Annotated in this window: 23 protein-coding genes; 6 read left to right on the top strand and 17 right to left on the bottom strand. The window is 40.6% G+C overall.

Annotated elements, in window-relative coordinates; translation table 11 throughout:
• Positions 1-11 precede the first annotated feature (11 nt).
• The 4 genes from DC077_RS04025 (at position 12) to DC077_RS04010 (ending at position 3,550) form a co-directional block, all read left to right on the top strand.
• The gene (locus tag DC077_RS04025) at positions 12-830 is read left to right on the top strand and encodes an ABC transporter ATP-binding protein (protein ID WP_239990235.1); all 819 of its coding nucleotides are present in this window, start codon (positions 12-14) and stop codon (positions 828-830) included.
• Positions 814-1,737: an MlaD family protein gene (locus tag DC077_RS04020; protein ID WP_109200797.1), complete on the top strand. Its 924-nt coding sequence runs from the start codon at positions 814-816 to the stop codon at positions 1,735-1,737. The genes DC077_RS04025 and DC077_RS04020 overlap by 17 nt, the downstream gene beginning before the upstream one ends.
• Before the next feature lie 150 nt (positions 1,738-1,887).
• Positions 1,888-2,487, top strand: a complete 600-nt coding sequence (locus tag DC077_RS04015) for an ABC-type transport auxiliary lipoprotein family protein (protein WP_109200798.1) — start codon at positions 1,888-1,890, stop codon at positions 2,485-2,487.
• Between the two features lie 178 nt (positions 2,488-2,665).
• Entirely contained in the window at positions 2,666-3,550 is an 885-nt protein-coding gene (locus tag DC077_RS04010) for an NUDIX hydrolase (protein WP_109200799.1), read from the top strand.
• Between the two features lie 125 nt (positions 3,551-3,675).
• On the opposite strand, the gene cls is transcribed toward DC077_RS04010, so the two are convergent.
• Complete coding sequence (gene cls, locus DC077_RS04005; RefSeq protein WP_109200800.1) at positions 3,676-5,160, bottom strand: cardiolipin synthase; 1,485 nt, start codon at positions 5,158-5,160, stop codon at positions 3,676-3,678.
• Positions 5,161-5,348: 188 nt separating this feature from the next.
• Here cls and DC077_RS04000 point away from each other — a divergent pair, with 188 nt between their 5' ends.
• Together DC077_RS04000 and ilvA are read left to right on the top strand one after the other, a co-directional pair.
• The gene (locus tag DC077_RS04000; protein WP_109200801.1) at positions 5,349-6,221 is read left to right on the top strand and encodes an adenylyltransferase/cytidyltransferase family protein; all 873 of its coding nucleotides are present in this window, start codon (positions 5,349-5,351) and stop codon (positions 6,219-6,221) included.
• Positions 6,222-6,480: 259 nt separating this feature from the next.
• Positions 6,481-7,992, top strand: coding sequence for a threonine ammonia-lyase, biosynthetic (gene ilvA, locus DC077_RS03995; protein ID WP_109200802.1), 1,512 nt, complete (start codon positions 6,481-6,483; stop codon positions 7,990-7,992).
• A 271-nt stretch (positions 7,993-8,263) separates the two neighbouring features.
• On the opposite strand, the gene ispH is transcribed toward ilvA, so the two are convergent.
• The 16 genes from ispH to rplR form a co-directional block, all read right to left on the bottom strand.
• Positions 8,264-9,244: a 4-hydroxy-3-methylbut-2-enyl diphosphate reductase gene (gene ispH, locus DC077_RS03990; protein ID WP_109200803.1), complete on the bottom strand. Its 981-nt coding sequence runs from the start codon at positions 9,242-9,244 to the stop codon at positions 8,264-8,266.
• Entirely contained in the window at positions 9,237-9,878 is a 642-nt protein-coding gene (locus DC077_RS03985; protein ID WP_109200804.1) for a beta-class carbonic anhydrase, read from the bottom strand. Before DC077_RS03985 ends, ispH begins: the two co-directional genes overlap by 8 nt.
• A gap of 229 nt (positions 9,879-10,107) precedes the next feature.
• Positions 10,108-10,626, bottom strand: a complete 519-nt coding sequence (gene lspA / locus DC077_RS03980; RefSeq protein WP_109200805.1) for a signal peptidase II — start codon at positions 10,624-10,626, stop codon at positions 10,108-10,110.
• On the bottom strand, positions 10,619-13,480 hold the full coding sequence (gene ileS / locus DC077_RS03975) for an isoleucine--tRNA ligase (protein ID WP_109200806.1): 2,862 nt from the start codon (positions 13,478-13,480) through the stop codon (positions 10,619-10,621). The genes lspA and ileS overlap by 8 nt, the downstream gene beginning before the upstream one ends.
• Positions 13,481-13,489: 9 nt before the next feature.
• Positions 13,490-14,431: a bifunctional riboflavin kinase/FAD synthetase gene (ribF, locus tag DC077_RS03970; protein ID WP_109200807.1), complete on the bottom strand. Its 942-nt coding sequence runs from the start codon at positions 14,429-14,431 to the stop codon at positions 13,490-13,492.
• Between the two features lie 63 nt (positions 14,432-14,494).
• Positions 14,495-14,881 (bottom strand): 50S ribosomal protein L17, encoded by a 387-nt coding sequence (rplQ, locus tag DC077_RS03965; RefSeq protein ID WP_109200808.1) that lies wholly within the window; start codon positions 14,879-14,881, stop codon positions 14,495-14,497.
• Between the two features lie 28 nt (positions 14,882-14,909).
• The gene (locus DC077_RS03960) at positions 14,910-15,914 is read right to left on the bottom strand and encodes a DNA-directed RNA polymerase subunit alpha (protein ID WP_109200809.1); all 1,005 of its coding nucleotides are present in this window, start codon (positions 15,912-15,914) and stop codon (positions 14,910-14,912) included.
• A gap of 60 nt (positions 15,915-15,974) precedes the next feature.
• A complete protein-coding gene (gene rpsD / locus DC077_RS03955; RefSeq protein ID WP_109200810.1) occupies positions 15,975-16,595 on the bottom strand; it encodes a 30S ribosomal protein S4 in 621 nt (206 codons plus the stop codon).
• A gap of 28 nt (positions 16,596-16,623) precedes the next feature.
• Complete coding sequence (gene rpsK, locus DC077_RS03950) at positions 16,624-17,013, bottom strand: 30S ribosomal protein S11 (RefSeq protein ID WP_109200811.1); 390 nt, start codon at positions 17,011-17,013, stop codon at positions 16,624-16,626.
• A 20-nt stretch (positions 17,014-17,033) separates the two neighbouring features.
• Positions 17,034-17,387 (bottom strand): 30S ribosomal protein S13, encoded by a 354-nt coding sequence (gene rpsM / locus DC077_RS03945; protein WP_094566738.1) that lies wholly within the window; start codon positions 17,385-17,387, stop codon positions 17,034-17,036.
• Between the two features lie 68 nt (positions 17,388-17,455).
• On the bottom strand, positions 17,456-17,569 hold the full coding sequence (gene rpmJ / locus DC077_RS03940) for a 50S ribosomal protein L36 (RefSeq protein WP_094566737.1): 114 nt from the start codon (positions 17,567-17,569) through the stop codon (positions 17,456-17,458).
• Between the two features lie 21 nt (positions 17,570-17,590).
• On the bottom strand, positions 17,591-19,015 hold the full coding sequence (gene secY / locus DC077_RS03935; protein WP_109200812.1) for a preprotein translocase subunit SecY: 1,425 nt from the start codon (positions 19,013-19,015) through the stop codon (positions 17,591-17,593).
• A gap of 2 nt (positions 19,016-19,017) precedes the next feature.
• Positions 19,018-19,452: a 50S ribosomal protein L15 gene (gene rplO / locus DC077_RS03930; RefSeq protein ID WP_109200813.1), complete on the bottom strand. Its 435-nt coding sequence runs from the start codon at positions 19,450-19,452 to the stop codon at positions 19,018-19,020.
• Between the two features lie 18 nt (positions 19,453-19,470).
• On the bottom strand, positions 19,471-19,650 hold the full coding sequence (gene rpmD / locus DC077_RS03925) for a 50S ribosomal protein L30 (protein ID WP_109200814.1): 180 nt from the start codon (positions 19,648-19,650) through the stop codon (positions 19,471-19,473).
• A 3-nt stretch (positions 19,651-19,653) separates the two neighbouring features.
• Positions 19,654-20,172: a 30S ribosomal protein S5 gene (rpsE, locus tag DC077_RS03920; RefSeq protein WP_109200815.1), complete on the bottom strand. Its 519-nt coding sequence runs from the start codon at positions 20,170-20,172 to the stop codon at positions 19,654-19,656.
• 16 nt (positions 20,173-20,188) lie between these two features.
• Complete coding sequence (rplR, locus tag DC077_RS03915) at positions 20,189-20,542, bottom strand: 50S ribosomal protein L18 (protein ID WP_094566732.1); 354 nt, start codon at positions 20,540-20,542, stop codon at positions 20,189-20,191.
• Positions 20,543-20,548 lie beyond the last annotated feature (6 nt).

Genomic DNA, 20,548 nt, shown 5'->3' with positions numbered 1-20,548 from the left:
GAGATCGATCGATGAGTGAAGTTAAAATTGCAATGCCACAATCTCAAGCTGTAAATAATGATGATGTGATTCGTGTTGAACATATCTACAACAGCTTTGGAACCCACTCGGTTCATGAAGATCTCAATATGACTGTTAAAAAAGGGGAGTTAGTTGCCCTTGTTGGCGGATCAGGCTCTGGAAAAACCACCCTTCTTCGCTGTATTATCATGTTACAAAAACCGACAAAGGGGCAGGTCTATCTCTTTAATCAACCCGTTTGGGGATCGACCCATAAAGAGGCTCAAAAACTACGTCAAACCTTTGGAATGCTCTTTCAGGGAGGTGCACTCTTTAGTTCACTAACGGTACTAGAGAATATTATGGTGCCGCTCCAAGAGCATACAAAATTGAGCCGTAAAGAGATGGAAGAGGTTGCGATGCTAAAATTAACGCTCTCGGGCTTAAAGCCCCAAGCTGCCAATCTCCTACCGAAAGATCTCTCGGGCGGGATGATTAAGCGTGCAAGCTTAGCAAGAGCACTCGCTCTCGACCCGGAACTCCTCTTTTTAGATGAGCCCACGGCGGGACTCGATCCTGTCTCTGCTGCTGAATTTGATGATCTTATGCGGCAGTTAAAAGAATCACTCAACCTGACAGTGGTTATGGTGACACATGACTTAGATTCTATCTGGGCCATCTCAGATCAGGTCGCATTTTTAGGTGATAAAAAGTTGATCGCCTATCAACCTATCGCTGAACTGGTTAAAAATGATAATCCTTTAATTCAACACTATTTCCAAGGTCCACGTGGACGCATAGTTGGAGAGGCACATGGAACACAAATTTAATTACACTATTGTCGGCGCTTTTGTACTCGGATTTATCGCATGCCTTATTGCCTTAGTCATTTGGCTCACAAATGGCTTTGAAAAGGTTAATACGATTGAATATAAAGTCGTTACCAATGAGTCGGTTGCAGGCTTATCGGTCAACTCACCGATCGATTATCGCGGAGTAAATGTCGGTAAGGTTGGTAAAATCGAGCTCAATCAGGAAGATCCTCGCTATGTGACAATCTTCCTCAATATTGATGTCGGCACCCCCATTAAGAAAGATACAAAAGCAGAGCTCATCAACCGAGGTATTACCGGTATTGTTAATGTAAGCTTAAGCGGTGGAACGCCTCAAGCAGGAGCTCTTCTTCCGACAAAAATGGATCCTATTCCGACGATTCAAAATGGCCCTTCCCTCGCTCGTCGATTAGATGAGGCGCTCGATAATATTACCAAATCACTGACAGAGCTCTCTAAAAAGATGGGATCGATCTTAACAACTGAAAATATCGATAATTTCTCCAATATTTTAAGTAACACCAATGCATTTACTGCCGATCTTGCTGGTATTGGGGGAAAAGTTAATACATTAACAGAGAAAGCAAGTGATACGATTGATACCATTCAACCAAAAATTAAAGAAGCTGCTACAGCTATCGGTGAATTTGCAAAGCAGATCCAAGGGGCTTCAAAGCAACTTGAGCAGACAACTGTCAATGTTAATAAGACGTTAGATAGTGCTCAATCAACGCTAGGGACTTGGAATGATTTAGGTGAAGAGACAAATAGTAATTTGCAATCGATTTTACCAACGCTAGAGAATGCGCTCTACAACTTCTCTCTCTTTATGCAAGAGCTTGAAGCGGCACCAAACTCGATTATCTTAGGTAAACCTAAACAGCAACCCGGTCCTGGGGAATAAATAATATAGCCCTTTAAGAGCGGGGATCAGAGCTGATTTCCGCGCCTTACCCCTAACATTCTATTTTAATTTAAATACCTACTTATCTATCTATTATCTATCTATTATCTATCTTTTCCAAAGGCGATAGCCTCTATCAGGAGAATATCTATGAAGCGTTTGCAAAAACTTATCCTCTTTTTTGCACTTCCCCTTATCATGGTAGGATGTGCATCTGCACCACCGAAGAAGAGCTTTACCTTAAGCCCAGCAGAAAATAGCGTTGCGACAGGCAATCGAGCACTTCCCTCTTTAATGGTTTCTCAAGTAAAATCGATCGGTCGACTCTCAACCGATATGACCTATAGTCGCTCTCCGAATGAGATTGAGAGCTATACCAAAAGCGATTGGGTTGCTCCACCGGCACAATTAATTCAATCTCTTATCACTCAAGATTTGGAGAACCGCGCACTATTTCAATATGTCGTGATGGCGCCTAATAGTGTTACTGCGCAAAATCGTCTCGACATTACTCTCTTAGAGATGAATCAGATTTTTCCCAATGCAACTGATAATCACATTGTCTTGAAACTACAAGCACGCCTCATCAATAATCACAATAATAAGATTATCAAAACATTTACCTATAATGTTACAGAGCCTAGCCGAAGTTATGACGCAGAAGGTGGAGTTGTAGCATACAATCGAGCATTGCAGAAAATTGCAGATTCCCTTGCGGCAGATATCACACAGACATTACGTCGCTACTAATCGTTAGCACAATGATTAATAAGGCTTCTACCAAAACTTTTATCAAGTTTTCTATTTAAATCTCTATCAATAAGAAAAATAGCGAGAAAGTGTGGGCATTATTTAAAGATCTCTATAGAATTTCTATTCTTAAAGGATCAATAAGTGCCCACTCTTTTATCTAACGCAATCACTTAATATGCTCTCTAATCTCTTTAAGTATCTTCCAAAACCCAACTTCTCTAACTATTGGCCACTCTACTTTCAAACAGAGATTATTGGCTGGGTTCATCGAGATAATATCGCAACAATAGCCCACTTCCCTGAGCTCTTTCTTCTCAATCGTACAGATTCAACTCTCGCCTTTACCCCCCAATTTATCGCCGCCTCTTTTGAAGAGCGAAGCTACTCTCTTGCACAATTTTCAGAAGCGCTACGACTCGCCGGCATTATCACTAACTGGCGTGATGAAGCTTATGGTATCTATCGCCGAAATGAGATCTTGAAAAACGCACTCTTTACAATTGAGCGTGGTGTTGCCCCCTTTTTAGGATTTAGAGTTTTTGGGGTGCATATTAATGGTTATGTACCGGTGGAACATCACTCACAGACCTCTATCTCTCATCTCTGGCTTGCTCAGCGCTCTAAACTTAAATTAATTGAACCTCATAAGCTCGATAATATTGCCGCCGGGGGATTAAGTTATGGGGAGATCCCCTCAGAGACGGCTAAACGAGAGGCGATGGAGGAGGCGAATATCCCACAAGAGACGACTCAATCTCTCACATTTATTACCCCCTTTAATTACTTAACGGAATACCATAAAAGTATTCGAGATGAATCGATCTTTATCTTTGATCTACCCATCCCGCCCTCTTTTAAACCACAGATTAATGATGGTGAAGTAGAGGCTTTTCATGCCTTAACACCGGATATAGTCATGGAAGCGCTTCTCGATGGGGAGAAGTTTAAGCCCAATAGCGGCCTTGTCACCCTGCACTTTCTGCTTCGAAAAGGATTAACACAACTTACACTCACGGAGCAACAATATCTCGCAGAACGTTTAGCGCCTAACTCTATTTAAAACAGGGAGGCAAGTGCATCAAAAGAGATAGAGATAAAGATAGAGATATAAAAAGCAGCTCCATCAGGAAGCTGCTCTTTAAAGATCCTCGCGGACTGATCGCTCTATCGATTAAGCTCTATCAATTAAAGCAATGAGGAGGCTAAGTAGACAACCTTATCTGCAAAAACCTTATATTTAGGTCGTTTTTCCCACTCTTCCAATGTCACCTGAACTGAACTTTCTAGATCCTCATAATATTGTGCCGTCATCTTCTCGGCAAAATCTCGATCGTACATAATAGCATTCACTTCAAAGTTCAAATCAAAGCTTCTAATATCCATATTTGCCGTTCCGATCATCGCTAAGCTTCGATCATAGACACTTGTTTTGGCATGGATAAGACCTTTCTGATAATGGTAGATCTCAACCCCTGCTCGTAGTAGATCGAGATAGAGCGCGCGACTCGCCATTCGAACTAAAAGAGAGTTGGTACGCTCCGGCACCAATAATTTAACTTTCACCTGACTTCTTGCGGCTATTTTCAACATCGTTAAGATCTGCTCTGTTGGAATAAAGTAAGGGGTCGTAATCAGTACCTCTTTCTTCGCCAACGCAATAGCCTGAATGATCGAGTTCATAATATATGGTTCTGGTGAATCGGGGCCACTTGCCACAATCTGCACCGCAGTATTACCCTGCTTTTCACGCATATCTACCGGAAATAATTCTGCATTCGGTTCAATCTTCTGCTTTGCACAGAAATTCCAATCTGATAGGAAGATATGTTGTAAAGCATAACAGCTATAACCCTCTAAACGCACATGCATATCTCGCAATATGGGTTTTCCGCTGCCCGGCACATTGATATAATCATCACCAACATTAATGCCGCCAACAAAGCCGACCCGTCCATCAATCACAATAATTTTACGGTGATTACGATAATTAACACGATTAGCCCAGAAGATAAAGAGTAATTTTCTAAAAGGATAGACCTCAATACCTGCATCTCGCATCTCTTGAGCAAAATCTCCGCGGATCTTTTTACTACCAAAATCATCGTAGATAAAACGGACTTTAACACCCTCTTTCGCTTTTTTAATCAGAAGATCTTTAATCTGATTACCGATCCCATCATTACGGACAATGTAATACTCGATATGGATCGTCTCCTTTGCAGCAGCAATCTCTTTTAAGACCTCTGGATATTTATTCTCACCATTTTTTAAGAGTTTGACATCATTATTTAAACTCATCCAATGAATATCTTCTGTAGAAACAGAATGGGCAAGCCGTTTAAATTGCTCAATAACAGGATTATCAATCGCTTGAGGATTATTCTCAATATGCTTAGTATACTCATAAATCTTATCTTTAAGATCATCGTTATATTCTAGCTTTTTGTCATACATCGCCTTATTTCGATAGTTAACCCCTAACGAGAGATAGAGGATAACTCCGAAGAGTGGCAAAAAGACAATCAGTACAAGATACCCTAGGGTCTTACTTGCACTTGTATTATCCATAATAATTTTGACACATACCGCTAAAATAAAAACAATATAGAGTAACAGAGTAATCAGACTCCCTGCCCATAAGAAACTACCTGTTAAAATCGATGTTATCATGCAAATATTCTCTAAAAGAAAAGCGGAATTATCTCGATATCAATTCCTGCGATTATAAAGTATTAAAAGAGTAGCGTTAAAAGAGAGAAATTATCACGATCCCTCCCCTCTGCCAAAGACCTTTATTATCTGTTACCAAAGGCATAATATTATAACATGAACAACTTATTATAAAATTACTATCACTTATGAAAAAAATTGGTCTTATTGTTGGAAAATTTTATCCCCTGCATCAAGGGCACATTAGCATGATTCTCACGGCAAAATTGAGTGTTGATCAACTACATATTTTTGTTTGTAGCGAAACAGATCGCGATGAGGAGCTCTATCAAAGCAGCGCCTTTACAACTCAACCGACCATTGAAGATAGGCTCCACTGGGCAAAGATCTGTCTTAATGAGATTCCCGGGATCTTTTTATATGATTTTAATGAGGATGGTATTCCCTCCTACCCCAATGGCTGGGAAGCCTGGAGTGACCGGCTCAAGAGCACTTTAAGCACGTTAAAGATCACCCCTACCCTTATCTTTAGTAGCGAACCCCAAGATAAGGTTCATTATGAAAAACTCTTTCAACTCCCCGTACAATTGATCGATCCTCCGCGAGATCTCTTCCCTATCTCAGCCACAGAAATCCGTGAGAATCCCATCGAAAATTGGCACTTTATCCCAACAATTATTCGTCCCTTTTTTCGTCAAAGAATTCTTCTAGAAAATGACCACCCTTTGACTCTTCCCATTACAACCCTCTTTGAGATGGTCGAGCCTACTGGCAATAATCAAGCAACATCAAAGGTAGAATTTATCGTAGCGACGCCTAAAGAAATCCCAAAAATATTAGCGCAAGCACAAAAGAGGAGAGAGTCGATCTCTTTAGCGATCGGTTCTGAATCTTTTATTACCGAAATTACCCAAAGGGCACTAGATTACTTTCAGGTGCCTATTCCCTCCTACCACCTTACAACCGCCTCTTTAGAAGCGCAATTTAGAGATATATGTCACTTTATCAACCATTTTATCAATAGTTCACGAACACAAAATAGTGCACCCAAACCCAAATAATATGCCTTTAAGAATAGTTACAACTAATACTTGATTCCTCAATCTTGCTAAGGCATTCTGTAATCTTAGTTTCTTTTTTATACCCTTTTAAAGGGGGACGAAACTAAATAATCAAGGGGGATCAAAATAGGGAGTTGATTAAACGACCCGCTCCCTAAAAGATCAGTCACGCTTTAAATAGATCAGGTAAGAGCCATAACATCGATAGACTTGCTCTGCCTCTTCTAGCGCATCTTATAAGAACAAAGGTTACACACTCATGAATTCATTAATCCGGGATATTTTATCGGCCCGTGTCTACGATGTTGCAAAAAATACGCAATTAGACCATCTCTATCTTCTTAGCCAACAACTAAAATGTAATATTTGGCTCAAAAGAGAAGATCTTCAACCGATCTTCTCCTTCAAAATTAGAGGTGCATTTAATCGAATTTTTCAACTGAGTGATGAAGAGAAAGCGAAAGGGGTTGTCTGTGCTTCTGCCGGTAACCACGCGCAAGGAGTTGCGCTAAGTGGGCTGCATCTTAAGCTCAATACTACGATTGTGATGCCCACCTCAGCGCCACTTCTTAAAGTAAATGCTTGCCGTGAAATGGGGGCAAATGTGATTCTCCACGGCAATAACTTTGATGAAGCTTATGCCCATGCCCTCCACCTTTCAGAAATTGAAGGAAAGAGCTTTATTCATCCTTTCGATGACCTTGCCGTTATCTCAGGGCAAGGAACGATCGGTAAAGAGATGCTCGATCAGAAACCCGATCTTGATGCGATCTTTATCCCGGTGGGAGGTGGCGGTTTAATTGCCGGTGTAGCGGCTTATGTCAAATTTATCGCTCCCAATTGTAAAATTATTGGCGTAGAACCTGAAGAATCTGCCTCGATGAAGGTTTCGCTCGAAAGTGGTGAGCGTATCAATCTTCCACAAGTAGGAACATTTGCCGATGGAACTGCCGTTAAACTCGTTGGCGAAAAGACCTTCGAACTATGTCAAAAATATGTCGATGAGATTATAACGGTTTCGACAGATGAGCTCTGTGCTGCAATGAAAGATATCTTCAACAATACAAGAGCACTCAGCGAACCATCAGGTGCTCTGAGCGTTGCCGGCATTAAAAAATATCTTCAAGCACATCCAAACGCAGGTTTTAAAAATGTTGCCGGCATCCTCAGCGGTGCAAATATCAACTTTGATCGACTTCGATATGTCGCAGAGAGAGCAGAGTTAGGGGAAAGAAATGAGGCGCTTATTGCCGTAAAAATCCCTGAATCTCCCGGTAGTTTTCAAAACTTTATCAATCTAATCGGCAAACGTAGTATTACCGAATTTAATTACCGTTATGGTAATCCTTCTGAAGCAGTTATCTTTGTCGGCTTACAACTAAGTCGGGGTGATGAAGAGAAGCAGCAGATTCTTGAAAGATTGAGTAGTCATCAATTAGATGTGGTTGATCTAAGTGATAATGAGATGGCAAAACTTCATATCCGCCATATGGTTGGTGGAAAAGCAGATGCTGAAAATGAGCGACTCTTTCGCTTTGAATTTCCTGAGAGACCGGGTGCACTTTTGCAATTCTTATCGATGTTAGCGGGTAGATGGAATATTAGTCTTTTCCATTATCGTAATCATGGCTCAGATTATGGACGTGTTCTAATCGGTATGCAGGTGCCAGAGAACGATCTTCAAGATGGCTCCTTCCAATCATTCCTCGATGAGCTTGGGTATCAATTTGAAGATGAGAATGAGAATCCGGCATTTAAGCTCTTTCTCTAAAGAACTTTTCTCTAAAAAGAGACTCAACTGCTTGAGTCTCACCACATCTAACGTTTTTCAAATAGTTTTCAAATAGGTTTCAGATAGTTTTAAACCATTTTTAACCTGCCTCTAAATAAAAACCGAAGCCATTTTAGATCTTAATCTGAATCGCTTCGGTTTTATTTTTTGTAATTTTGTAATTTTGTGATTTTGTGATTTTGCTTTCGACTTCAGGCTTTAGCTTCGACTTTAGTTTTATATGGCTTTTTAATTTCAGTCATTCAATCGACTACTCTAAATCAGCATCTGCTTTTGATTCATCCTCTGAAGGACGAAGAAGACGGGGAAGTGGAAAAACAATATTCTCTTCAATACCCGGCATATCACCTACTAACTGATAACCACGCTTCTCTTGTAGATAGGTGATCACCTCTTTTACCAAGATATCGGGTGCTGAAGCCCCTGCGGTCACTCCAAGATTATCGTGCCCTGCTAACCAATCGAGATCTATATCTGTCGCCCGATCGATAAGATAACTTTTAGCTCCCTCTTTCTCCGCAAGCTCACGTAAACGATTAGAGTTAGAGCTATTTTTAGAACCCACAACTAAGATCAATGTGCAATTTTCAGCTAGCGTTTTTACTGCATCTTGACGATTTTGGGTAGCATAACAGATATCGCTCTTCTTCGGTCCCTGAATTTCAGGAAAGCGCTCTCGTAAACGATCAATAATTTGGGAGGTATCATCTAAAGAGAGTGTCGTTTGCGTCACATAAGCGATCTTTGAGGGATCTTTCACTGTTAAACGATCAGCATCCTCTAAATCCTCAATAAGATGAATCTCCCCACCGTAACGAGAATCAAATTGCCCCATCGTTCCAATCACCTCTGGATGTCCGGCATGACCTATTAATACGGTATCCATCGCATCTTTCGCAAAACGAGAGACCTCTAAATGCACCTTTGTTACCAATGGACATGTTGCATCAAACACCTCAAGCCCACGCTCTTTAGCATTATCTTGCACCGCTTTTGAAACCCCATGAGCTGAAAAGATAACAATCTTTCCATCTGGAACCTCATCTAACTCATCCACAAAGATTGCTCCACGATCTTTCAGACTATCGACCACATATTTATTATGCACAACCTCATGACGAACATAGATAGGAGCCCCAAAGAGATCGAGCGCTCGCTCTACAATACTAATTGCCCGATCTACTCCGGCACAAAAACCTCGAGGGTTGGCTAAAAAAATCTTCTTAGTCATTATTCTCTTCTACTAAATTATTGCTCGATGCACCATTAGGTGTTTCAAGTAGATTAACATTCTCTACATAACCATTGACAACTGTATGTAGTTTTCCCGTTGTTGGGTGAATCACTAAACCATGCACCACAACTCGGCCCGGCATTAATGGATGATTTCGGATCTGATCGACTGTATAACGGACACTATCGCCCACATTATCAAAACCACGCAACCAGCCATCTAGATCGATACCGGCATTTCTCAAGGTCGTAATAGTTCCATCTGTGATACCAAATTTACGCGCCTTATCGAGAAGATGCTCCGGATCAAATCCACGCATACCACAATCGGTATGACCGACAACCATAATCTCTTTAACATTAAACTCAAGCGCCGCAACTAAAAGACTTCGCATTACAGCTCCCCATGGATGGCTAATAAGTGCGCCGGCATTCTTGATTATCTTCGCATCCCCATTACGAATTCCCATCGCTTTAGGGAGAAGCTCTACAATACGCGCATCCATGCAGGTTAAAATAGCAAGCTCTTTATTGGGGTACTTATCAGTACAAAGATGATCATACTCTTTAGAGTCAACAAACTCGCGATTATGTTCTAAAATTTTCTCCAGTGTTGATTTATCATCTGCCATAGTTTTATCCTATCTGCTAGCCCCTGATCTACCACGTCTACGATAAGTACGTGACAATATACATCTATTCAATACACTCTTGCGTTCTTACGATCTTATACACGCTGAGACACTTTCATATGCTCTCATTAATCTCTATTCATTAATATCTACTCATTGATATCTGCTCATTGAATATCTACCACTATAATCGAGTATTTAAATGATCTTAAGTGCTATACCGTAACCTTTAGCTCTGTTGCTCTTCACGTTGTTGTCGCTTCTCAGTAAATGATGAGAGAAGAATAAATACAACGCCGGTTGTAACAAAGATATCGGCAACATTAAAGATCGGAAAGTGCCAATCTCTAATATAAACATGAATAAAATCGACCACATGCCCTAAGACAACACGATCGATTAAATTTCCAATTGCACCGACTAAAACCGCAGCTAAACCCAATCTTAATAGCTTCTCCGCCGGTGATGTGCGCTTAATCCAGAAAAACAGGATCAGAGAGATCACAACTGTAATCGCAACAAAGAACCAGCGTTGCCAACCACCCTGATTAGCTAAGAAGCTAAAGGCTGATCCAGGATTATAGACTAATGTCCAGCTAAGTCCCTTAAAGACGGGGATACTTTCCCCGTACAATAAGAGGTGCTCTGCGGCATATTTAGTTCCAAAATCAAGAAGAACACCGGCCATCACAAAGATCGTCCAGAAATAGATATTCACTGGCTTCTCTTGATGAGATGATTTACGCATAGTGACGCTCTTCCCCTTCCGGTGATAGATTTTCGATACAACGATCACAAAGAAGTGGATGCTCACTATTTTTTCCAACTTCTTCACGATGGTGCCAACATCTGACACATTTCTGATAATCGTCCCCTAAAACCTCTACCTCAACAGCAAACTTTTCTCCCTCTAGGAGATGTTGCTCTAATGATGCAGGTGCCTCCGCTAATGGTTTCACTTCTGCATAAGAGGAGAGTAAGACAAAGCGTAGTTCATCTTCAAGACGACCTACATCCGCTACTAATGCATCGCTTGCATAGATCGTAATGCGAGTCTGCAATGAAGAACCAACCTTCCCTTCGGTACGTAAGCCTTCAATCACTTTTGAAGCTGCCCCTCGAATTGCTAATAGGCGGTTCCAATACTCAGTATTGAATGGATCAGATTCAGATAGTGGCATCAAGCCATCATAGAACTCAGTTAAGAAAACAGATTCTAAACGCTCATTACCACGATCACGCATCGCTAACCAAACCTCTTCTGCAGTAAAGGTAAGAATAGGTGCCATCCAACGAACCAAGGCTTCTAAAACATGATAGAGTGCCGTCTGTGCTGAACGTCTCGCTACAGATTCTTTCGCAGCGGTATATTGACGATCTTTAATAATATCGAGATAGAAACTTCCTAAATCGATTGAGCAGAAATATTGTAGTTTCTGATAGACATTGTGGAAGGAGTAATCAAGATATGCTTCTTTAATCTCTTCTTGAATCTCTAATGCTCTTGCAACAATCCAGCGATCAAGCGGAAGCATTTCTTCGAAACTTAAGCCATTTGTCTCAAGATCAAATTCATTAGTATTCGCTAAGAGGAAACGCACAGTATTACGAATACGGCGATAGGTCTCTGAAGTTCTCTTTAAAATCTCATCTGATACAGGAATCTCTCCACGGTAATCAGTTGAAGAGACCCAAAGACGAAGAACATCCGCACCCATTTTATCGATGACATCCGCTGGCTCAACACCATTGCCTAAGGACTTAGACATCTTACGGCCCTTCGCATCGACGGTAAATCCATGAGTCAATAACGCACGATAAGGAGCTACGCCATTAATCGCAACAGAAGTAATAATTGATGAGTTAAACCAACCGCGATGTTGGTCTGAACCTTCTAAGTAAAGATCCGCGGGATAACTTAACTCAGGGCGACGTGCTAAAACACTAAAGTGAGTTGTTCCTGAATCAAACCAAACATCTAAGGTATCTCTATTTTTCTGATAAAGCGCCGCCTCTTCTGCTGGAAGGTAATCTTCAACAGAAGCACTAAACCATGCTTCTAAACCATCTTTACGAATTCGCTCCGCAACCTCTTCCATCAAACGATCGGTCTCAGGATGGAGTTCCCCTGTCTCTTTATGTAAGAAGAAAGGAATCGGCACACCCCAATAGCGTTGACGAGAGATACACCAATCACCACGCCCTTCTATCATGCCATAAAGACGCTCTCTACCCCATGTCGGAATAAATTGTACTTGATCGATTTGATCGAGAACTTCTTGACGTAAACCTTGCTTATCCATACTGATAAACCATTGTGGCGTTGCGCGGTAGATTGTTGGTGTTTTATGGCGCCAGCAGTGAGCATAGCTATGAGTAATCTTACCACTATGAATTAAGATCCCTTTCTCCGTTAAGAATTGAATCATTTCTGGTTCAATGCCACGAATATTTTTCCCACCAAAATGGGGAACTGTAGCAATATAGGTGCCATCACCTAATACAGGATTTTCAAACTCAACCCCATACTCAAGGGCAACAGCATAGTCCTCCTCACCATGTGCCGGCGCTGTATGAACAAATCCAGTTCCCGCATCGAGAGTGACGTGATCTCCTAAAATCAAGGGTACAGTTCGATCCTCTTCAATAGGATGTCTCACTAAAAGATTCTCTAATAGTGCTCCTTCAAACTCAGCGAGTATTGGTAATTGACAACCCCAGCTTTTTTCAAGCTCTTCAACAAGATCTTTAGCGACTAGAAGCTTATCACCCGCCTTATCAACTAAAGCATAGATAAAATCACTATTAACAGAGACTGCCGCATTCCCTGGGAGCGTCCAAGGCGTGGTTGTCCAGATAACAACAGCAACTTCCCCATCTAGTGATTGCCCAATCTTCTCGCTGAAAGCAGCAACATCCACTAAGGGGAATTTAACATCGATACTATAAGAGACTTTATCCGCATACTCTACTTCAGCTTCCGCTAATGAGGAACCGCAGTCGAGGCACCAGTTTACAGGTCTAGCCCCTTTCTCTAAATGACCTTTTTTAACAATCTCTTTTAGAGCTAAAACAATATCGGCTTCTGCATCTTGATTCATCGTCAAATAAGGCTTCTCTTCATAAGAGAGTACCCCTAAACGCTTAAATCCATCTGCCTGAATCGCAATTTGACTCTTTGCAAATTCACGGCACTTAGCGCGAAACTCTGCCGGAGAGAGCTTATCGCCGACTTTGCCATATTTCTTTTCAACAACAAGTTCAATAGGAAGACCGTGGCAATCCCACCCTTGTACATAGGGAGAATCGAAGCCTAATTGTCCTCTCGATTTCACAATAATATCTTTTAAGATCTTATTAACCGCATGTCCTAAATGGATCGCACCATTAGCATAAGGAGGACCATCATGAAGAATAAATTTAGGTTTCCCTTGAAAAACTTCACGCTGTTTATGATAGAGATCTATCTTATCCCAATACTCAATAAACTCAGGCTCACGTTTAGGAAGATTTCCTCTCATCGCAAAATCTGTTTCCGGGAGGTTTAAGGTATCCCGATAGATATTGTCATTTTTCTCTTCGATTTTTTTTGTTTTACTCACGTTCTCATCCTACTTTTGAAGATTAAAATAATCTCTTGAAGCCTCCGCATCTAATAAGATCTGCGCTTTTAATGCTTCAATGTTCTCAAATTTTTTTTCATCCCTAATTTTAGAGAGAAATCTAACACTAAATGTTTCACCATATAAGTTGCGGTTAATATTATGTAAGTGTACTTCTAAATTAGGTTTTATGCCATCAACAGTAGGTCGATAACCGATATTGGCAACGCCTACTAACTTCTCATCTGTTTTACAGAGTGTCGTTTCTACATTATACACACCTGTAAATGGGGGCTTAAACCGTTTTAACGGTAAATTGATAGTCGCGGTTCCCAATTTTCTCGCTAGCTGATTTCCATAGACCACTCGACTCATTATTTCATAGGATCGACCAAGATAGAGCTCAGCTTGATTAAAATTAGAAGCAGCTAAAGCTTCTCGGATCAAAGTCGAAGAGACCCGAACCCCGCCAATAAAGTAGTAATCTTCTTGAACCACCTCAAAGTCATACTTTTTACCAGCAGCAACAAGATCCTCAAAAGAACCTGCGGCCTTAGCTCCAAAGCGAAAATCAGCCCCAATCACGATCCCTCTAACATTGAGTTGATCGACTAAAAATTTATCAATAAAGTGATCTGCAGACTCTTCTCGCAGATGGTCAGTGAAGGGCAATATAATAACTTCATCCACCCATTGATTCTTTTTAAGGTAGGTTAATTTCTCTTTTAGCGACATAATCCTTGCGGGCGAATTCTCTTTTAAAAAGAATTCATGAGGAAGCGGCTCAAACGTCACAAGTGTCCGCTTTGCATCGGGATTATTTCTATGCAGCTCATTAACCTTATGCAATAATTTTTGATGACCTAAATGTATCCCATCAAAAGCCCCAATAGTAATGATCCGCGGAACCTTAGGAATAACACGAGAGTCTCGATAAAAGAAAAATTTCATCTTTTCGACCGTTAAATAAAAAAGCCGGCTATAACAATAACCGGCTAATAAATAATTTATGGTTTAGCTGGCATCAGCTTCATTTGCTTTAGCTGGACGCTCAACAAATTCAACATAAGCCATTGGAGCATTATCTCCAGGGCGGAAACCACACTTCAAAATACGGAGATAACCACCATTACGATCTTTAAAGAGAGGACCGTAAACTTCGAAAAGTTTAGTCACCATCTCACGTGATCTAAGAATTGCAAAAGCTTTACGACGGTTTGCAACCGAATCAACTTTAGCAAGTGTAATTAATGGTTCTACTTCACGACGAAGCTCTTTTGCTTTCGGGAGTGTAGTCTTAATAATTTCATGTTCAAGAATAGATACAGACATATTTTTGAACATTGCTTTTCTATGTGCTGATGTGCGACTAAATGCACGACCTGCTTTACGATGACGCATTTTTATACTTCCTATTCAAATAATTAAATTATGCTGGTGGCTTAGAGGTATCTAAGTTAGGCGGTGGCCAATTATCTAAAGTCATACCTAAAGATAAACCATATTGCGCCAACACATCTTTAATTTCCGTTAATGATTTTTTACCAAGATTAGGCGTTTTGAGCAATTCTGTTTCTGTTTTTTGAATCAAATCACCGATGTAATATACACTCTCTGCTTTTAGACAATTCGCAGAGCGAACTGTTAACTCTAAATCATCAACAGGTCTTAATAATGTAGGATCGATTTCAAATGCTGGCTCTTCCTCTACAGGCTCTTCTTCCGGCATTGGTTTAAGATCTACAAAGACATTCAACTGCTCATGAAGGATCGTTGCTGCATTACGAATTGCCTGCTCAGGATCTAAAGTTCCATTAGTTTCTAATGCAATAACGAGTCTATCTAAGTCAGTACGCTGCTCAACACGAGCAGTTTCAACACGATAACTTACGCGATTTACAGGACTAAATGTCGTATCTAACTTAAAGAGACCAAGTGAAATAGTTGAACTATCACCTGTTTCGGTTTCACGGTTTGCCGCAGTACTATAACCACGACCACTTTCCACCTTCATACGCATTTTTAAGGAACCACTCGAAGTAAGGTTCGCAATTACATGTTCAGGATTGATTATTTCAATATTATGTGGAACTTCAAGATCACCTGCCGTCACCACACATGGTCCCTGAATATCTAACGTGATATACGCTTCAGGTGCATCATGAAGAATGATCGCAATCCCTTTGAGGTTTTGCAGAAGATCGATAACATCTTCATGCATTCCTGGAATTGCGGAATATTCTTTTGAAACACCATCAATTTCACATTCTGTAATCGCTGCACCTGGCATCGAAGACAGCAGAATACGACGTAATGCATTTCCCAAAGTATGCGCAAAGCCCCTCTCAAGAGGCTCTAGCGATATTTCAGAGAAGTGATTTTCGTCGGTTTTGATCTCCACAATACGTGGAGTTAACAACTCATTTAAAGCCATATGTACTTACCCGATTGATCTAAAATAATAAGAGGGAACGAAAAAATACCAATATGCTTATTATTTTGAGTACAACTCTACTACTAATGACTCGTTAATATCTGCTGGTAAATCTGAACGCTCAGGAACACGCTTGAACTCGCCTTCCATCTTTGTTTTATCAACCGAAACCCAATCAACTAAACCATTTGCTTCTGCAAGTTCCATAGCATAAGCAATACGTGCTTGCTTTTTAGAACGCTCGCGAATAGAAACTGTATCATTTGCTTTCAATTGATACGAAGGGATATTAACCTTCTCACCATTTACTAAAATTGAGTTATGACTAACTAACTGACGCGCTTCTGCACGAGTTGATGCAAAACCCATACGGTATACAACATTATCTAAGCGACACTCAAGAATCTCTAAAAGGTTTTCACCAGTAGAGCCTTTACGACGGTCTGCTTCTTTATAGTAAAGATGGAATTGTTTCTCTAACAATCCATACATTCTTTTTAGTTTTTGTTTTTCGCGTAACTGTAAACCATAGTCAGATGTACGACCAGGTTTAGCACCGTGTTGACCAGGTGCTCTGTCATGCTTACATTTTGATTCGAAAGAACGTGCGCCAGATTTCAAGTGGAGATCTGTGCCTTCACGTCTTGCTAATTTACATTTTGGGCCAATATAACGTGCCATGACTATCTATACTCCTTAAAAATTTATATTATACTCTGCGCTTTTTCGGCGGACGGCAACCATTATGAGGAATGGGTGTTACGTCAGCGATGCTTGTGATCTTATAGCCAATTGCATTAAGCGCACGAACTGCAGAATCACGTCCTGGACCAGGGCCACTGATATTTACATCTAAATTTTTAAGACCGTACTCTTGCGCTACAGTACCAGCTCTCTCAGCTGCAACCTGTGCCGCAAATGGAGTTGACTTTCTTGATCCACGGAAGCCTGAGCCACCCGCAGTTGCCCATGAAAGTACATTTCCTTGACGATCAGAGATAGTCACGATTGTGTTGTTGAATGATGCCTGAACATGTGCGATACCGTCAACAACACTTCTTTTAACGCGTTTACGCGTTTTTACTGAAGGTTTTGCCATTTTACATTTTCCCTAACAAATTATTTAACAAGTCTTCTTGGACCTTTACGAGTACGTGCATTAGTCTTAGTGCGTTGTCCTCTTAAAGGTAAGCTACGACGATGACGAATACCACGATAGCATCCGAGATCCATTAAACGTTTGATATTTAATGAAACTTCACGACGCAAATCGCCTTCTACAGTATACTCACCTACTTGAGCTCGTAATGCATCAACTTGCTCATCTGTTAAGTCTTTTACTTTTGTTGTTGGGTCAACATTTGCCGCTGCACAGATCGCTGCTGCACGAGTTGGACCAACACCATAAATTGATTGCAGTGAAATAATCACATGCTTTGCTACTGGTATATTAATACCTGCTATACGTGCCATATAAATCCTATCCTAATATTATATCAAGCAGAGCATTCTACCTGATAAATTAAAATTACTCAATACTATTAACCTTGGCGTTGCTTATGACGTCCATCTTCACAGATAACACGTACAACACCCGCGCGTTTAACAATCTTACATTTGCGACATATTTTCTTAACTGACGCTCTTACTTTCATTCTTAACTCCAATATATTTCACTAAAAGTTTGGTGGGGTACCATTCAATGCTGAACTAATATTTGCTTTTTTCATTAAAGACTCATACTGCTGAGACATTAACAACGCTTGAATTTGTGTTACTAAATCCATTACGACTACAACTGCAATCAGGATTGAGGTTCCACCGAAGTACATTTGTACAGGACTTATACCATTAAAGAATTCAGGCAATAGACAGATAATTGTAATATAGAGCGAGCCCCATAAGGTAATTCGAGTTAATACTCTATCTAAATATTGCGATGTATGAATTCCAGGGCGAATGCCAGGTATAAAACCACCATTTCTCTTTAAGTTTTCAGCTGTCTCTTTAGAGTTGAACTGCAATGCAGTATAGAAGAAACAGAAGAAGATTATGAGAGCCGCAAATAATATCATATATGCTGGCTGCCCTATAGAGAAATACTTCACTCCGTAAAATCCGAGCTTATTAAGTGTCAAGGATACATAATAGCTAAAGCTCCCCCAAAGCCCTGTATCCGCGTCAGTCAATTCCGGCACATTTACCTTGCTCAAACCAGTACTAATGGTATAAACAAAGGATAGGAACGCAGAACCGAAGATTGCCGGTATAACTCCCGACATATTGAGTTTTAATGGCAGGTGGTTAGTTTGATTACCAACCGTCATCATTCTACCTTGCTGTCTTCTTGCATATTGAATTGTAATACGGCGCTGACCACGCTCAATAAAGACAATCACAAAAATTACAGCCAATACAAGCAAGAACAGAACAACTAATAACAACCACATTGCGCCACCTTGAGTGGTCGCAGTTTCAAATAGGAACGCAACCGAAGAGGGTACGCCCATTAGAATGCTTGCAAAGATGATCATTGAAATACCATTACCGATACCTCTTTCAGTAATCTGTTCACCTAACCAGACTAAAAACATTGTCCCTGTTACCAGTGTCAATGTTGAAAGTGTAACGAATAGCACTGGCGGAATAACTACCAATTCGGCATTTACAAACCCACCATTCATGATCGCAATTGAATAAACAATCCCTTGCACAACCCCGAAAGCAATAGTCATATAGCGGGTATACTGAGTCATCTTACGACGACCTGCCTCACCCTCTTTTTTGAGTTGTTCGAGCGGAGCATATACTACAGATAACATCTGAATGACAATCGAAGCTGTGATATAAGGCATTACCCCAAGCATAAACACAGACATCTTCTCAAATGCACCACCTGAGAAGAGATTAATCATTGCCGATATACCACCTTGCTGTCCTTGTTGATCCATTACCTCTGAAAGCGTAACAGCATCAATCCCTGGCAGTGTAATATAGACCCCAATTCTATAGACTACTAATGCCAAGACTAAAAACCATAGTCTTGACAAGAGTCCTGAAAAACGTCCGAGGTTATTAGCCCCTACTTGATTTCTTTGCATATTTACTCTTCAACAGAGCCGCCTGCAGCCTCAATAGCCGCTTTAGCTCCTTTAGTAACACGAATACCTTTTAAGGTGACCGCTTTATTGATCTCACCAGAAAGCATAACTTTTGCACGCTCATATTTCGCTGGAAGAATATTGCTTTCAATAAGTGATGCCATCGTGATCACATTACCTTCCACTTTATTAAGTGCTGATAATGGTACTTCTGCAGTCACTAAACCAATTTGTGAGTTGAATCCCACTTTTGGAAGTCTTCTTTGTAAAGGTTGTTGTCCACCTTCGAACCCAACTTTATGGTAGCCACCAGATCTAGAGTGTTGACCTTTATGTCCACGACCAGCTGTCTTACCTAAGCCAGAACCACAACCACGGCCTACACGTTTTGGGTTAGTTTTACTACCAAACGCAGGTTTTAATGTATTTAATTTCATTTGATTACCTATCCCCAACTACTCAACTTTAAGCAAGTAAGCTACTTTGTTAATCATCCCCATATTTTCAGGAGTGGCAACAACCTCTACTGTATGATGAAGACGACGCAAACCTAAACCTTTCACACAATCACGATGTGACTGAAGTCGGCTATTAGTACTCTTTACAAGCGTTACTTTTACAGTTTTTTGTGTCATAACTTACCCTCTTATCTCCTCAACAGATTTGCCACGCTTCGCAGCAATCTCTTCTGGAGTTTGCATTGCAGCTAAACCTTTAATTGTTGCTTGCACAACGTTCACAGGGTTACGTGAGTTTTGACACTTAGCAAGTACATCTTTAACACCTGCAACTTCAAACACTGCACGCATCGCACCACCGGCAATAACTCCTGTACCTTCTGATGCTGGCTGCATATAAACACGAGCCGCATTATGAACGCCGGTAACAGAGTACTGTAGTGTACCACCATTCAAAGAAACTGTCTTGATATTACGCTTAGCTTGCTCAATCGATTTCTTAATCGCTACAGGCACTTCTTTAGCTTTAGCATAACCGTAACCAACTTTACCATTACCATCACCTACTACAGTAAGTGCAGCAAAAGCAAATTGTCTACCACCTTTCACTGTTTTTGATACACGATTTACTGTAACAAGCTTCTCTTGGTAACCATCTGCAGCTAATGCTGCATTTTGATTTTCAACTTTTGTAGTCATTTAATTTCCTTCCTTATTAAAACTCTAATCCAGCTTCTCTAGCTGCATCCGCTAGAGCTTTAACGCGGCCATGATATTTAAATCCAGAGCGATCAAATGCAACATTAGTTACACCTGCTGCTTTTGCTTTTGCGGCAATATCTTTGCCTACAACAGCAGCAGCATCAACGTTACCACCATTTTTAATCTGAGATTTAACATCTGCTACAAGTGTTGAACTCGCAGCTAATACTTTATTATCTGTACCACTAATTACTTGTGCATAGATATGGCGAGGAGTTCTGTGTACGGTTAAACGATCAACCATCAACTCTCTCATTTTGATACGAGCTTTAAGGCTTCTTCTGTATCTTGCGTCTCTTTTTTTCATCGTTCT

The organism is Ignatzschineria cameli (assembly GCF_003121895.1).
In the GTDB taxonomy this organism is placed as follows: Bacteria; Pseudomonadota; Gammaproteobacteria; order Cardiobacteriales; family Wohlfahrtiimonadaceae; genus Ignatzschineria; species Ignatzschineria cameli.
This window is presented reverse-complemented; position numbering and strand designations above follow the sequence as displayed.

Excerpts from the sequence above, each read along its gene's own strand:
- ispH (WP_109200803.1), bottom strand. The coding sequence starts at position 9,244 with ATGACTAAGAAGATTTTTTTAGCCAACCCTCGAGGTTTTTGTGCCGGA.
- rplQ (WP_109200808.1), bottom strand. The coding sequence starts at position 14,881 with ATGCGTCATCGTAAAGCAGGTCGTGCATTTAGTCGCACATCAGCACAT.
- DC077_RS04020 (WP_109200797.1), top strand. The coding sequence starts at position 814 with ATGGAACACAAATTTAATTACACTATTGTCGGCGCTTTTGTACTCGGA.
- rpsD (WP_109200810.1), bottom strand. The coding sequence starts at position 16,595 with ATGGCACGTTATATTGGCCCAAAATGTAAATTAGCAAGACGTGAAGGC.
- ribF (WP_109200807.1), bottom strand. The coding sequence starts at position 14,431 with ATGAAATTTTTCTTTTATCGAGACTCTCGTGTTATTCCTAAGGTTCCG.
- ilvA (WP_109200802.1), top strand. The coding sequence starts at position 6,481 with ATGAATTCATTAATCCGGGATATTTTATCGGCCCGTGTCTACGATGTT.
- rpmD (WP_109200814.1), bottom strand. The coding sequence starts at position 19,650 with ATGACACAAAAAACTGTAAAAGTAACGCTTGTAAAGAGTACTAATAGC.
- DC077_RS03960 (WP_109200809.1), bottom strand. The coding sequence starts at position 15,914 with ATGGCTTTAAATGAGTTGTTAACTCCACGTATTGTGGAGATCAAAACC.
- rpsK (WP_109200811.1), bottom strand. The coding sequence starts at position 17,013 with ATGGCAAAACCTTCAGTAAAAACGCGTAAACGCGTTAAAAGAAGTGTT.
- rplO (WP_109200813.1), bottom strand. The coding sequence starts at position 19,452 with ATGAAATTAAATACATTAAAACCTGCGTTTGGTAGTAAAACTAACCCA.
- rpsM (WP_094566738.1), bottom strand. The coding sequence starts at position 17,387 with ATGGCACGTATAGCAGGTATTAATATACCAGTAGCAAAGCATGTGATT.
- secY (WP_109200812.1), bottom strand. The coding sequence starts at position 19,015 with ATGCAAAGAAATCAAGTAGGGGCTAATAACCTCGGACGTTTTTCAGGA.
- DC077_RS04015 (WP_109200798.1), top strand. The coding sequence starts at position 1,888 with ATGAAGCGTTTGCAAAAACTTATCCTCTTTTTTGCACTTCCCCTTATC.
- rplR (WP_094566732.1), bottom strand. The coding sequence starts at position 20,542 with ATGAAAAAAAGAGACGCAAGATACAGAAGAAGCCTTAAAGCTCGTATC.
- lspA (WP_109200805.1), bottom strand. The coding sequence starts at position 10,626 with ATGCGTAAATCATCTCATCAAGAGAAGCCAGTGAATATCTATTTCTGG.
- DC077_RS03985 (WP_109200804.1), bottom strand. The coding sequence starts at position 9,878 with ATGGCAGATGATAAATCAACACTGGAGAAAATTTTAGAACATAATCGC.
- DC077_RS04025 (WP_239990235.1), top strand. The coding sequence starts at position 12 with ATGAGTGAAGTTAAAATTGCAATGCCACAATCTCAAGCTGTAAATAAT.
- rpsE (WP_109200815.1), bottom strand. The coding sequence starts at position 20,172 with ATGACTACAAAAGTTGAAAATCAAAATGCAGCATTAGCTGCAGATGGT.
- DC077_RS04000 (WP_109200801.1), top strand. The coding sequence starts at position 5,349 with ATGAAAAAAATTGGTCTTATTGTTGGAAAATTTTATCCCCTGCATCAA.
- rpmJ (WP_094566737.1), bottom strand. The coding sequence starts at position 17,569 with ATGAAAGTAAGAGCGTCAGTTAAGAAAATATGTCGCAAATGTAAGATT.
- cls (WP_109200800.1), bottom strand. The coding sequence starts at position 5,160 with ATGATAACATCGATTTTAACAGGTAGTTTCTTATGGGCAGGGAGTCTG.
- DC077_RS04010 (WP_109200799.1), top strand. The coding sequence starts at position 2,666 with ATGCTCTCTAATCTCTTTAAGTATCTTCCAAAACCCAACTTCTCTAAC.